Origin of the sequence: Streptomyces sp. SCSIO 30461 (assembly GCF_037023745.1) — a bacterium.
GTDB lineage: Bacteria > Actinomycetota > Actinomycetes > Streptomycetales > Streptomycetaceae > Streptomyces.
This window is the reverse complement of record NZ_CP146101.1, coordinates 6,086,094-6,099,071: the sequence shown is the minus strand read 5'-3', so window position 1 is coordinate 6,099,071 and position 12,978 is coordinate 6,086,094. Positions and strand designations below refer to the sequence as shown.

The 12,978-nt window shown below is 69.5% G+C and carries 10 protein-coding genes and 1 pseudogene; 5 read left to right on the top strand and 6 right to left on the bottom strand.

The annotated features are described in order from the left end of the window. Positions 1-3: 3 nt before the first annotated feature. Complete coding sequence (locus tag V1460_RS27320) at positions 4-1,809, top strand: choline/carnitine O-acyltransferase (RefSeq protein ID WP_338676272.1); 1,806 nt, start codon at positions 4-6, stop codon at positions 1,807-1,809. Between the two features lie 348 nt (positions 1,810-2,157). After that, positions 2,158-2,442 (top strand): hypothetical protein, encoded by a 285-nt coding sequence (locus tag V1460_RS27315; protein ID WP_338678225.1) that lies wholly within the window; start codon positions 2,158-2,160, stop codon positions 2,440-2,442. Between the two features lie 90 nt (positions 2,443-2,532). Here the strand turns inward: V1460_RS27315 and V1460_RS27310 are convergent. Both V1460_RS27310 and glnA read right to left on the bottom strand, forming a co-directional pair. After that, positions 2,533-2,692: pseudogene (locus V1460_RS27310) on the bottom strand (IS256 family transposase); the annotation flags it as partial. 1,057 nt (positions 2,693-3,749) lie between these two features. Further along, a complete protein-coding gene (gene glnA / locus V1460_RS27305) occupies positions 3,750-5,159 on the bottom strand; it encodes a type I glutamate--ammonia ligase (RefSeq protein WP_338676271.1) in 1,410 nt (469 codons plus the stop codon). A gap of 200 nt (positions 5,160-5,359) precedes the next feature. Between glnA and V1460_RS27300 the strand changes: the two genes are divergently transcribed. After that, the gene (locus V1460_RS27300; RefSeq protein WP_338676270.1) at positions 5,360-5,827 is read left to right on the top strand and encodes an RDD family protein; all 468 of its coding nucleotides are present in this window, start codon (positions 5,360-5,362) and stop codon (positions 5,825-5,827) included. 93 nt (positions 5,828-5,920) lie between these two features. Then, on the top strand, positions 5,921-7,504 hold the full coding sequence (locus V1460_RS27295) for an IS1182 family transposase (RefSeq protein ID WP_338672703.1): 1,584 nt from the start codon (positions 5,921-5,923) through the stop codon (positions 7,502-7,504). Between the two features lie 500 nt (positions 7,505-8,004). Here the strand turns inward: V1460_RS27295 and V1460_RS27290 are convergent, their stop codons facing one another. The 4 genes from V1460_RS27290 to lipB form a co-directional block, all read right to left on the bottom strand. After that, positions 8,005-8,709 carry a DUF4191 domain-containing protein gene (locus tag V1460_RS27290; protein WP_338676269.1) on the bottom strand — a complete coding sequence of 235 codons (705 nt, stop codon included), beginning with the start codon at positions 8,707-8,709 and terminating at the stop codon, positions 8,005-8,007. A gap of 18 nt (positions 8,710-8,727) precedes the next feature. Further along, positions 8,728-8,931, bottom strand: coding sequence for a hypothetical protein (locus V1460_RS27285; protein WP_338676268.1), 204 nt, complete (start codon positions 8,929-8,931; stop codon positions 8,728-8,730). Positions 8,932-9,165: 234 nt separating this feature from the next. Further along, positions 9,166-10,134, bottom strand: coding sequence for a lipoyl synthase (lipA, locus tag V1460_RS27280; RefSeq protein WP_338676267.1), 969 nt, complete (start codon positions 10,132-10,134; stop codon positions 9,166-9,168). Between the two features lie 141 nt (positions 10,135-10,275). Beyond that, positions 10,276-11,127: a lipoyl(octanoyl) transferase LipB gene (gene lipB / locus V1460_RS27275; RefSeq protein WP_338676266.1), complete on the bottom strand. Its 852-nt coding sequence runs from the start codon at positions 11,125-11,127 to the stop codon at positions 10,276-10,278. A 293-nt stretch (positions 11,128-11,420) separates the two neighbouring features. Between lipB and V1460_RS27270 the strand changes: the two genes are divergently transcribed. Continuing rightward, positions 11,421-12,968 (top strand): regulator, encoded by a 1,548-nt coding sequence (locus tag V1460_RS27270; protein WP_338676265.1) that lies wholly within the window; start codon positions 11,421-11,423, stop codon positions 12,966-12,968. Positions 12,969-12,978: the final 10 nt, after the last annotated feature.

Genomic DNA, 12,978 nt, shown 5'->3' with positions numbered 1-12,978 from the left:
GCGGTGAGCAGCGTGAACGCGACCTTCTCCCAGGAGCACAACCTGCCACGGGTCCCGCTGCCCACTCTGGAGTCCAGCTGCGAGCGCTTCCTCGAATGGTGCGCCCCGCTGCTCACCGCCGACGAACGCGCCGCCACCGAGGCGGAGGTCGCCGCCTTCCTCAGCCCCGAGGGACCCGGCCGGGTGCTGCACACGGCACTCGAGGAGTACGACAGCACCGAAGGCGTACACAGCTGGCTCGACACCTTCTGGCCGTACCGCTACCTCGGCCGCCGGGACCGCATCGCCCTGAACGCCAACTTCTTCTTCCTCTTCAAGGACTCCGCGCACCCGCAGTCCCAGCCGGAGCGGGCCGCGGGCCTCATCGCGGGCGCGCTCGCCTACAAGCGCCTGCTCGACCGGGAACTCATCGAACCCGTGGTGCTGCGCGGCGCCCCGCAGTCGATGGTGCAGCACAAGTACCTGTTCGCCACGACCCGCGTCCCCGGACTCCGGCAGGACACCGTCCGCGCCCCCTACAGCGAGGGTGCCCCCGGCCCGTCCAGGGCTCGGCACATCGTGGTGTTCTTCCAGGGCGCCGTCTTCCGGATGGACGTACTGGGCCATGACGGCGCCCCGTACGCCCTGGACGACCTCGAATCAGGGCTGCGCGCCGTCATGAAGGCCGGAGCCGAGCCCGCCGCCCCGGACACTTCGGTGGGCCATCTGACCACCATGGCCCGCGCCGAGTGGGCCACCGCCCGCGAGTCACTCCTCTCCTTCCACCCCGGCAACGCCGAAGCGCTGGAGACCATCGAGACCGCGCTGTTCTGCGTCTGCCTGGAGGACTTCGCCCCCGACGGCGTCAAGGACGCCTGCGACGAGCTGCTCTACGGGGACCGGGGCAACCGCTGGTTCGACAAAGCCGTCTCCTTCGTCGTGTTCGCGGACGGCCGCGCGGGCATCAACGTGGAGCACTGCGAGCTGGACGGCACCACGGTCCTCAACTTCACCGACGCCCTGCTGTCCACGCCGCCCGGCGCCCAGTCCCGCGAGTCCGGAGCCCGTCCCCAGGGACTCCCGGCGGTCGAACCGGTGGTGTTCGCCCTGGACGACGCCCTGCGCTCCCGGATCAGCGCCGCGGCCGACGCCTTCGCCATCTACGGCCGTGCCACGGCCACCACCACCGTCTCGTTCGACGGCTTCGGCAGCACCGCGATCAAGACGCTCGGAGTCTCGCCCGACGCCTTCGTCCAGGCCGCCTATCAACTCGCCCACCAGCGCGCCAAGGGCCGTCTGGGTGCCACATACGAGTCCATCGCCACCCGCCAGTACCGCAATGGCCGGACCGAGGCGATGCGCGTCGTCACCCCCGAGATGCTCGAATTCGTCCGCACGATGGAGGACCCGACCGCGGACGCCCCCACCCGCCGCGCGTCCTTCCTGACCGCCGCGACCCGCCATGTCGCCCGCGCCAGGGAGTGCCAGATCGGCCAGGCTCCCGAACAGCATCTGTGGGAGCTGGAGTTGATCCAGCGCCGCCGCGGCGCCGAACTGGGCGTCAGCGAGCAGCCCGGCCTCTACCGCACCCCCGGCTGGCTCACCATGCGTGACGACTACCTGAGCACCAGCTCCGCACCGTCCCACAACATCCAGTTCTTCGGCTTCGGCTCCACCAGCAGCCGCTGCATCGGCGTCGCCTACGTGCTGCTCCCCGAGCGCTTCAACCTCTACCTGAGCACCCCGCAGCCGGTCGCCGACCAGATGCACGCCTTCGCCGACCGCCTGCGCGACGCGGTCGCGGAACTGCGTGACTTGATGGCACCGTGAGCCGTCCGCAGCCGGCTCCGGACGCGCGTCGGCTGTGCCCTCGAGGGAGGGCACGGCCGACGGGTCACCGGCGGAGGCGTCATCCTGACCGCTGCCCTACTTACCGGCCAGGTGGCGACCATTGCCCAGCAACAGCAGATCGCAGACGTGCATGGGCTGAGCGCGCCATGAGGCGCGACCCTGGCGGAGGTGCGCAGGGCTGTGTGTCCGGTCCGGAAGACGCTGACCGGATCGGCTGACTCGGCCCTTCAGGTGATTGTCGGGTGCCTCATGAGCCAGACAGCCGATGCGGGGGGATGAAAGCTGCTACGTCTCAGCAGAACCCTGACCCCCACGAGGAGCTTGATGATGTACGCAGCAGTCCGGCGGTACGAAGGGGTGACGGATCCGGCTGAGGCGGGACGCCGCGTGAACGAGGGGTTCGTGCCGATCATGCGCCGGGTTTCCGGCTTCGTGGCCTACTACTGGGTCGATGCCGGGGACGGAGTAATGGTCTCGACCAGCGTCTTCCAGGACCAGGCCGGTGCCGAGGAATCGATCTCGAGGGCGGCGGACTTCGTGCGGGACAACCTTGCGCCACTACTCCCCAACCCTCCCCAGGTCATGGCCGGGGAGGTCTTGGCTTCGGCGTGAAGACGGTCGAATCAGCCGAATGAGAGTCTGGCTCGGGCCACGTCCGCTGGAGTGGTGTGTCGACGGCCATTCGGTGATCTCGGCTTGAGGCTATGCGGTGAGTACGGTGGGCAGGGCGGTGTTGTCGGTTTCTGACTCGATCCGGGTGGAGTCGGGCCTTGGCGAGGAGTTCGCGGCCCATGTGGCGGCGGGCTTCGGTCCACTCGTCGTTCTGCTCGGCCAGGACCGCCTCGACGAGCCGGATGACGGCCGTGTGAGCCCAAGCGACTCGATCGAGGTAGAGAGCGCGTGCTTTCGGAGGGGCGTCGTTGCCTGCTGCCGCCAACGCAGCCTGAGCCAGCGCCAGTCCTTCTCGCTCTTTGCCCGTGTTGCTGTACTGATACGCGAGCGAACCGGCGAGGTTTCCGACGAGCGTTCCATCTCCGGCTTGACGTGCGGCGCTCATACCGAGTTGGTAGATGTGTTTCGCTTCCTCGTGACGCCCAGCATCTGAGGCGATCCATCCCGCGATCCGGGCGAGCTCACCAATCTGCACGAGGAGGGCGCGGCCGGCTTCTTCCGTATGGCTTCCTGCGTGCTCCAGCTCAATTGCAGGCACTTCGAGAGCGATAGCGATGAAGGGCAGCCACTCGCGCGGGGTGCGCTTCCCCTTCTCATACCGGTAGATGTCCTGCCTGGTGAGGGAATCGGTCGGTAAACCAGCCGCACGGCACGCTTCCGCGGCTAGCCGCACCTGACTCCAGCTTTTGGCTTGCCGTAGGCGCCGGATCATGTGGGCCGCTGTCTCTCCGCGCATGTCTCAAGCCTGGCCTACACGGGGCCTACACGGGGCCGCTAGGCACCGATGAATGCGAGCGGCAGCGTGGTCCGACGCAAGGACCCCGGCGACGGAGGTAAGCCGTCCCTGGTTCCCGCCTGCACCCTGGGAACGGCCCCGACGACCCGGAGAACGGGTTGCCCTGGTGCGCGCAGTGCGGGCACTTCTTCGCGCTCACGGAGCCTGCGTGCCGTGGTCTGTGGTGGTGGCGCAACTCCGCCACCCGCACTCCCGTCCAGCCGCGCGGACACTGACACGGGCACCACGCCCTCGGCGGGTGTTCTCGTCGCTCAACGCGTGACTGAGCCCCTGCTACTCCACATCGGAGCGGCAGGGGCTCAGTTCTTGCACTGACGAGTAGTCAGCTACTCAAGATCGTCTTGCATGGGCATTGCACAACACGGTGAGAAACCGCCGGAACTGCTGAGAAGCGTATTCCCAGGTCAGCCCCGGTTTCGTGCCATCTCCGCCGGTGGCGGAGACGCGGCTCCTAGATGTCGAAGTAGAGCTCGAACTCGTGCGGGTGCGGGCGCAGCTGGATCGGGGCGATCTCGTTGGTGCGCTTGTAGTCGATCCAGGTCTCGATCAGGTCGGACGTGAAGACGCCGCCCGCCTGGAGGTACTCGTTGTCCGCCTCGAGGGCGTCGAGGACCGCCGGGAGGGAGGTCGGGACCTGCGGGACGCCCGCGTGCTCCTCGGGGGCCAGCTCGTAGAGGTCCTTGTCGATCGGCTCGGCCGGCTCGATCTTGTTCTTGATGCCGTCGAGGCCGGCGAGCAGCAGCGCCGAGAAGGCCAGGTACGGGTTCGAGGACGGGTCAGGGGCGCGGAACTCGACGCGCTTGGCCTTCGGGTTGGAGCCCGTGATCGGGATACGCATCGCGGCCGAGCGGTTGCGCTGCGAGTACACCAGGTTGACCGGGGCCTCGAAGCCCGGGACCAGGCGGTGGTAGGAGTTCACCGTCGGGTTGGTGAAGGCCAGCAGCGACGGGGCGTGCTTCAGGATGCCGCCGATGTAGTAGCGGGCGGTGTCGGACAGGCCCGCGTAGCCCTGCTCGTCGTAGAACAGCGGGGAGCCGCCCTGCCACAGGGACTGGTGGACGTGCATGCCGGAGCCGTTGTCGCCGAAGATCGGCTTGGGCATGAAGGTCGCGGTCTTGCCGTTGCGCCAGGCGACGTTCTTCACGATGTACTTGAAGAGCATCAGGTCGTCGGCGGCGGCGAGCAGGGTGTTGAACTTGTAGTTGATCTCGGCCTGGCCGGCCGTGCCGACCTCGTGGTGCTGGCGCTCGACCTGGAGGCCGGCGTTGTCCAGCTCCAGGGAGATCTCGGCGCGCAGGTCGGCGAAGTGGTCGACCGGCGGGGCCGGGAAGTAGCCGCCCTTGTAGCGGACCTTGTAGCCGCGGTTGTCCTCGAGCGCGCCGGTGTTCCAGGCGCCGGCCTCGGAGTCGATGTGGTAGAAGCCCTCGTTCGCCGTGGTGGCGAAGCGCACCGAGTCGAAGACGTAGAACTCGGCCTCGGGGCCGAAGTACGCGGTGTCCGCGATGCCGGTGGAGGCGAGGTAGGCCTCGGCCTTCTTGGCGATGTTCCGCGGGTCACGGCTGTACTGCTCGCCGGTGATCGGGTCGTGGATGAAGAAGTTGATGTTGAGGGTCTTGTCACGGCGGAACGGGTCCAGGCGCGCCGTGGACAGGTCCGCGCGCAGCGCCATGTCGGACTCGTGGATCGCCTGGAAGCCGCGGATCGACGAGCCGTCGAAGGCGAGCTCCTCGGACGGGTCGAACGCCGCTGCCGGGACGGTGAAGTGCTGCATCACGCCCGGAAGGTCGCAGAAACGGACGTCGATCATCTTCACGTCGTTGTCCGCGATGTACTTCTTGGCGTCGTCGGCGTTCTGGAACATCCAACTCCTCCTACTCCCGGCCCGGGGTGGGGCGGGGTTGTCGCTCGGTCGTGCGGCCAGTGCGGTGGCACACGCTGCACACGACCCTAGGTATCGGGGATTTCTCCAGCATGACTCATTTGTTTCGCGGACGTTAACCGGACCGGTTGCCGGTTGACCCGGCCGGGGGTGATCGAAAGCGCGCACAGTACCGTGGACTGGTGGACAACAGGCAAGCAATCGGTTCGTGGCTGTCCGGCCCCCGCGCGGCGGTCGAAGAGGCGGGCGGCGACCTCGGCTACCGGGGCGAGCAGCTCGGACTGCCTCAGGAGGGGCCGGGCGCCATCGCCCCGCTCGGGCGGCGCTTCGGGGCGCTGTTCATCGACTGGGGCCTCTGCATGCTCATCGCGTGGGGGCTCATCACGGGAGGCGACTGGTCCTCGGCGGGCAACCCCGCGCTGCTGGTCCTGCTCGCACTGAGCGTGCTCACCGTCGGCACCGTCGGCAGCACCCCCGGCAAGCGGATCCTCGGCCTCCGGGTCGTTTCGGTGCACGGCGGACGACTCGGCTTCGGGCGTGCGGTGCTGCGCAGCCTCCTGCTCTGCCTCGGTATCCCGGCGCTGGTGTGGGACCGCGACGGGCGCGGGCTGCACGACCGCTTCTCGGGCGCCGTGCAGGTGCGGATCTAGGTGACTGGTGTTAATCGTGTGAGCTCGCGCTGGGTCTTCGTCCTGTGTCAGGCTGCGGGGTGTTGGTCGCTGGGTGTGGGGAGAGGTTGAGCGATGGCAGTGGGCCGGACTCCGATGCAGCCGGGGTTGCTCTCCTCCACAGTGGGTTTCTGCGAGGGTCGGCTGGCGCCGAACTCGATCTACGCGGTGCTGCACCGCGAGTGCCGGGCGTTGTTCCCCGATGAGATGTTCGCCGATCTGTTCGCCGAGGACGGCCGCAGGTCGGTGCCGCCGATGATCGTGGCGGTCGTGATGGTCCTGCAGCGTCTGGAGGGTTTGTCCGATCGCGAGGCGGTCGAGCGGTTCGCGTTCGATGTGCGCTGGAAGTACGCCGCCGGCGGGCTGGACTTCGACCATCCGGGGTTCGTGCACACCGTGCTGGTCGACATGCGGGCGAGGCTTGCCGCTTCCGCCCGGCCGAACCGGATCTTCGAGCGGACGGTAGAGGTTGCTGCACAGGCCGGACTGGTCGGCCGCAGGAGGGTGCTGGACTCGGCACCGATCTATGACGCGGTGGCCACGCAGGACACCATCACGCTGATCCGTTCGGCCATCCGCGGCCTGCTGCGGGCGGCCGATCACGTGCTGCGGGCCGAGCTGCGGGCGGTGATCTCCAGCGGGGACGCCTACACCAGCACGGACAAGCCGGTCATCGACTGGACGGACGCGGCCGAGCGGGAAGCCCTCATCGATTCGCGGGCCCGTGACGGGTTCGCGCTGCTGACCGTGCTGGACGGCCGGGCCGTGCCCGGGGATGTGGGCCAGGCCGCGCGGTTGCTGGCCACCGTGCTGGGCCAGGACCTGGAGCAGGACGGGGGCGTCTTCAAGATCGCCCGCAAGGTGGCCGCGGACCGGGTCATCTCCACGGTTGATCCCGAGGCCCGGCACGGCCACAAGACCGTCCGCCGGTCCTTCGACGGTTACAAGGGTCATGTGGCCGAGGAACCCGACAGCGAGGTCATCACCGCGACCGAGGTCACGGCGGGCAACGCCGGCGATGCCGAGCCCGCCGCCGACCTGCTCGCCGACGTTCTCCAACCACCTGCCGCCGAGCAGGCAGACCAGGCGCGGGCCGAAGTCTACGGCGACGCCGCTTACGGGACCGGGCCGCTGCTGGCCGAGCTGGACGACGCGGGCGCCCGGGTGATGGTCAAGGTGCAGGCGGCCAACGCGCCCGGTGGGCGGTTCTCCAAGGACGCCTTCACCATCGATCTGGAGGCAGGGCAGGTCACCTGCCCGAACCAGGTGACCGCCGCGATCCGCCCGAAGTCTGATGGCGGTGGGGCGGCCTGCTTCAAGACCGCCTGCGCCGCCTGCCCCCTTGCGGCGCAGTGCACTACCGCCAGGAACGGACGCGTCATCACCATCGGCCCTCACGAAGAACACCTGGCCCGGGGCCGGGCTCGCAGTGCGGACCCCGTCTGGCTGGCCGCCTACCGGGCCACCCGCCCCAAGGTCGAACGCAAGATCGCCCACCTGATGCGGCGGCGACACGGCGGACGCCGCGCCCGGGTGCGGGGCCGGGCCAAGATCGCCGCCGACTTCTCCTTGCTGGCCGCCGCCGTCAACGTCGCGCGGCTCGGCGTGCTCGGAATCATGTCCACAGGCAGTGACAAGTGGGCGGTCGCCGCCGGCTGACCGTCCCGAGGGCGCCCTGGACCATGCAAACGACCCGCACGCGGCCGTGCCAAGCCCCCAACAGCCCCCACGACGGCCACGAACCACCCACACGCCGCCCGACCACCAGCCAGCAACCACGACCCTGACACCCCCAACGGCGACACCGCACGCCCAGGACGACCCGCTTAACACCAGTCACCTAGGGCGTGTTGCGAAAGCAGCTCCGTCCGCCCGCAGGGCGGGGCCTGCGGCGTCTGGTGCGTGCGATCGCAAGGCGGAGGATCATCCTCGTACTGGACGTACGTGGATGACTCCGGCAACGCAGCGAGCGTGTGTGCCAGGCGTCGCGGGTCAGGAGGGACTTTCGCAACACGCCCTAGGCCTGATCCAAACGAAAGGCCCTGGGCCATCGGGCCAGGGAGTCATCTCGCGCGGCCGGCTGCTCGGAGCGGCTCATCAGACAACGACGTGAGGGCCCGGATGCATCCGGGCCCTCACGTCGTGTTCAGCGATCAGCGTCAGCGCGCCTTTCCGCCGCGCGGCATGCGCATGCCCTTGGGCATGGGGCCCTTCGGCAACGGCATGTTGCTCATGAGGTCGCCCATCGCACGCAGCCGGTCGTTGGTCTGCGTCACCTGGGGGCCGCTCAGTACCCGCGGCAGTTTGACCATGGTGGTGCGTAGCTTCTTCAGCGGCACCTGGCCCTCGCCGTCGCCCACGATGATGTCGTGCACCGGGGCCTCCACCGCGACGCGGGACATCTTCTTCTTCTCGGCCGCCAGCAGCGTCTTCACCCGGTTCGGGTTGCCCTCGGCCACCAGCACGATGCCGGCCTTGCCGACGGCGCGGTGGACGACGTCCTGACTGCGGTTCATCGCGACCGCGGGTTTCGTGGTCCAGCCGCGGCCGACGTTCTGGAGCACTGCGGCCGCCGCTCCCGGCTGTCCCTCCATCTGCCCGAAGGCGGCGCGCTCGGCGCGGCGCCCGAAGACGATCGCCATCGCGAGGAAGCCCAGCAGGAAACCAAGGATGCCGAGGTAGACCGGGTGACCGATCAGGAAGCCGATCGCGAGAAGGACACCGAAGGTGACGATTCCCACAGCGCCGATGATCAGACCGATCTTCGGGTCCGACCGTCGGGTCATCTTGTACGTCAGGGCGATCTGCTTGAGTCGCCCGGGGTTCGCAGAGGCAGCAGTCTCTGCCTGTTCCTTCCTCGCCATGTTTGAAGTTTACGTGGCTCAGGAGGGGCGAGTCAGCGCGGCCTCCATCACGTGCTCGGCCTCGACCCGGTCCTTGGCGAGTCGGCGGTTTTCGAGCACGGCGATCCAGGCGTTGCGGCGGGCGGTGCTCTGGCCGCCGCGCAGGAGTACGGATTCCACGGCGCGAAGGGCCTGGGTGAAGGTCGGGAAGGCGTTGGCGCGTACGGAGGTCGCGGCCTGCATGGTGGAGTTCTCCCTCGGGGGCGGGGTGGCGATGAGTGAGCGAGAGCGTGCGCTGTGTGAATCCAGAGTCACTGATTGGTGTTACCAGGGTGTGACTGAGGGGTCAAACACCGATGAAACCTCTATTCGGGCCGTGTGAACGCGAACGCGGCCCATGCGCGCCCCCGACCTGCGGGGAGCGTATGAGCCGCGCCGATTCGGCCATTACCGGCCGGTAGTACCTTGTGTGGGAATTCACACCTTCTGGGTGGCCGCCGTCGTCGCGCCACGCCGTTCCATCGCCTGCTGGAAGAGGCGGCCCGCCCGGTATGAGGATCGCACCAGGGGGCCGGACATCACGCCGGAGAAGCCGATCTCGTCGGCCTCCTCCTTCAATTCCACGAACTCCTGCGGCTTCACCCAGCGCTCCACCGGGTGGTGCCGCACGGAGGGGCGCAGGTACTGCGTGATGGTGATGAGCTCGCAGCCCGCGTCGTGGAGGTGCTGGAGCGCCTCGCTGACCTCTTCGCGGGTCTCGCCCATGCCGAGGATCAGATTGGACTTGGTGACCAGTCCGGCGGCACGGGCCTCGGTGATCACCCTCAGTGAGCGTTCGTAGCGGAAGCCCGGCCGGATCCGCTTGAAGATCCGCGGCACCGTCTCCACGTTGTGCGCGAGCACCTCGGGGCGGGACGAGAAGACCTCGGCCAGCTGGTCCGGGTCCGCGTTGAAGTCGGGGATCAGCAGCTCGACCTTGGTGCGGCCGGCCTCGCGGGCCGCGGTCTGGGTGTGGATCTGGCGCACGGTCTCCGCGTAGAGCCAGGCACCGCCGTCCACCAGGTCGTCGCGGGCGACGCCGGTGATCGTCGCGTAGTTCAGATCCATCGCCACCACGGACTCACCGACCCGGCGCGGCTCGTCGCGGTCCAGGGCCTGGGGCTTGCCGGTGTCGATCTGACAGAAGTCGCAGCGCCGGGTGCACTGGTCGCCGCCGATGAGGAAGGTCGCCTCGCGGTCCTCCCAGCACTCGAAGATGTTCGGACAGCCGGCCTCCTGGCACACCGTGTGCAGGCCTTCGCTCTTCACCAGCTTCTGGAGCTGGTTGTACTCGGGGCCCATTTTCGCCCGGGTCTTGATCCACTCGGGCTTGCGCTCGATGGGGGTCTGGCTGTTCCTGGCCTCCAGGCGCAGCAGCTTGCGTCCGTCGGGTGCGACAGCGGACACGACCGGCTCCCTACACTTCGATTCCTCGGCGACCACCAGGGTACGCCCGATGTTTTGATGCCCCTACGCCTGGCCAACCTCTGGCCTTGGGTGGACATTCCCCGTACGGACCGGCATCGCCCGTATACGGGGCGACATCGCTCACCCGGCGGGGAGCGGGGCCTCCACGGCGCCGTGCTCGACCGCGCGGGGCTTCAGCTCCGCGTGCTCCAGCACCTCGCGCAGATGCTTCTCGGCCACCGGCAGCACCTCGGCGATCGTCACGTCCCGGCCCAGCTCGCCCGCGAGCGAGGCGACCCCGGCGTCCCGGATGCCGCACGGCACGATCCGGTCGAACCAGGTGTTGTCCGGGTTCACGTTCAGAGCGAAGCCGTGCATCGTCACACCTTTGGCGACCCGGATGCCGATGGCGGCCAGCTTGCGGTCCTCACGGCGCTGGCCGGCGTTCGAAGGGGCGTACTCGGGCCCGCTGAGCCGCGGGTCGAACTCTCCCTCGTCGCCCGCTTTCGGCGATGAGGGGCCCCCGTCGTGCAGACGCGGGTCGAAATCCAGGGACAGGCCGCCTGTCGCCGGGCGGTGCTCCAGCGTGTCGCCCAGCACCCAGACCCCGCTGCGGCCCTCGATCCGGGTGGTCTCCACGCCGAAGTCGGCGCAGGTGCGGATCAGCGCCTCCTCCAGCCGCCGTACATGCGCGACGACGTCCACCGGTCGCGGCAGCTGCATGATCGGGTAGCCGACCAGCTGGCCGGGGCCGTGCCAGGTGATCTTGCCGCCGCGGTCCACGTCGACGACAGGGGTGCCGTCCAGGGGACGCTCGTCGTCCTCGGTGCGCCGTCCCGCCGTGTAGACGGGCTGGTGCTCAAGGAGCAGACAGGTGTCGGGGATCTCGCCGGCGAACCGGGCCGCGTGTACACGGCGCTGCTCGTTCCAGGCCTCCTGGTACTCGACGGCGTCCTCGCCGAAGCCCAGATGGACAAAACGCAGCTCGCTCACCGGCTGTGCCTCCCTCAAGCTGCCTCATGCTCTCGCGGGTGCGCTCATCGCGCCCCCGGCCACTGTACGACCCGCCACGACTGGCCCTGCCGGGTGCTGCAGTCGTCAGCGGCACCCCTAATCCTCACACGATCGGATGAATGCGGAGACAAGGTGCGCCAGTGGGGTCGGTCGAGCCCGCTACATTCGCGCCGTTTCATGTGGGCTGCACTCAGGCCGTGCCGGAGAGCTTCCGCCTGGCTCCAGTTCCCCAGCACGGCCCAAGGCCCGGAAGGCAGGAGACCGCACAACCGATGACGGAACGACCCCCGCAGCGCACCCCCAACCGCCAGCTCGCCGCGCTCATCGAAGAGGCCGGATTCTCCAACGCCGGGCTCGCCCGGCGGGTGGACCAGCTAGGCCTGGAGCACGGTCTGGACCTGCGCTACGACAAGACCTCGGTGACCCGATGGCTGCGCGGTCAGCAGCCGCGCGGTACGACGCCCGCACTGATCGCCGAGGTGTTCACCCGGCGACTGGGCCGGCGGCTGTCCGCGCAGGACCTGGGGCTCGACGCGTGTGCGCCGGTCTACGCGGGTCTCGAGTTCGCAGCCACCCCCGAGGAGGCCGTGGACATCGTCAGCGGGCTGTGGCGAAAGGACTCCGGCAGCCATGCCGAGCTGCGGAAGATCGCCTTCACCCCGGCGGGCCTCGTCGTACCGAGCCGGGACTGGCTCATCGGACGGGCCGACGAGCGGGTCGGGAGGCAGGACGGGGCCGTCGCACCGGGTGGCCAGCCCGTGCACCCCGGGACCGTGCTGCGGGCCGCGCAGCCCGGAGTCGCCTCCCTGGGGACGGCCGCTCCGTCCGGCTCCGCCGCGCAGGGACGGGCCCGGGTCCCCGCCCAGGGCGCCCGGGTCCATGTCCCGCGCCAGCGCGGCACCGACCGGGGGCCGGGCCAGCGGGTCGGCGCGGGCGACATCGCCGCGCTGCGCTCGGTCAGCGAGCTGTTCCGTACCCTCGACCAGAACTACGGCGGCGGCCACGCCCGGCAGGCCCTCGTGCGCTACCTGGAGCACGAGTTGGAGCCCATGCTGCGCGGCAGCTACCCGGAGGCGACCGGGCGAAGGCTGTTCACCGCCGCGGCCGACCTCACCCGGCTCGCCGGCTGGACCTCGTACGACATCGCCGCGCACGGCCTCGCCCAGCGGTACTTCGTCCAGGCGCTGCGGCTGGCCCAGGCGGCCGGTGACCGGGCGTACGGGGCGTATGTGCTGGCCACCATGGCCCGGCAGGCGGTCTACCTGAGTCATGGCCGCGAGGCCGTCCAGCTCGCCCGGGTCGCCCAGCAGGGCATCGGTACGGGAGCGCCGCACGCCGTGCAGGCGCTGCTGCACGCGGTGGAGGCGCGAGGGCACGGGGTGCTCGGTGACGTCCGCTCGTGCACGGCGTCGCTGGTACGTGCCGAGCGGGCGCTGGAGGCGGCGCGGCCGGGCGACGAGGTCCCGCACTGGGCGTGCCACTTCGACGAGGCACAGCTCGCGGACGAGTTCGGCCACTGCCACCGCGACCTGCAGCAGTACCGCCCGGCGGTCCAGCACGCCGAGCGCGCCCTGCAACTGCGCCCGCCCGGCTACGCACGCAGCCGTCTCTTCTGCCGGGTCGTCCTCGCCACGGCCCGGCTCGGCCTCGGCGAACTCGACCAGGCCTGCGCGCTGGGTGCTGAAGCCGCGCAGCAGGCATCCGAGATGCGGTCGGCCCGCGCGGTGGACTACATCCGCGACTTCGAGCGCCGCCTCGAACCGTACCGGGACGCGGCGGCCGTTCGGGGCTACCGGGACCGGGTGATGGCCATCGGCTGAGCGTCAGCGG

What these genes read in the sequence shown, in the direction of transcription:
- V1460_RS27315 (WP_338678225.1), top strand. Translation starts at nt 2,158, where the DNA reads ATGTACGCAGCAGTCCGGCGGTACGAAGGGGTGACGGATCCGGCTGAG.
- glnA (WP_338676271.1), bottom strand. Translation starts at nt 5,159, where the DNA reads ATGTTCCAGAACGCCGACGACGCCAAGAAGTACATCGCGGACAACGAC.
- V1460_RS27295 (WP_338672703.1), top strand. Translation starts at nt 5,921, where the DNA reads ATGGCAGTGGGCCGGACTCCGATGCAGCCGGGGTTGCTCTCCTCCACA.
- V1460_RS27290 (WP_338676269.1), bottom strand. Translation starts at nt 8,709, where the DNA reads ATGGCGAGGAAGGAACAGGCAGAGACTGCTGCCTCTGCGAACCCCGGG.
- V1460_RS27285 (WP_338676268.1), bottom strand. Translation starts at nt 8,931, where the DNA reads ATGCAGGCCGCGACCTCCGTACGCGCCAACGCCTTCCCGACCTTCACC.
- V1460_RS27270 (WP_338676265.1), top strand. Translation starts at nt 11,421, where the DNA reads ATGACGGAACGACCCCCGCAGCGCACCCCCAACCGCCAGCTCGCCGCG.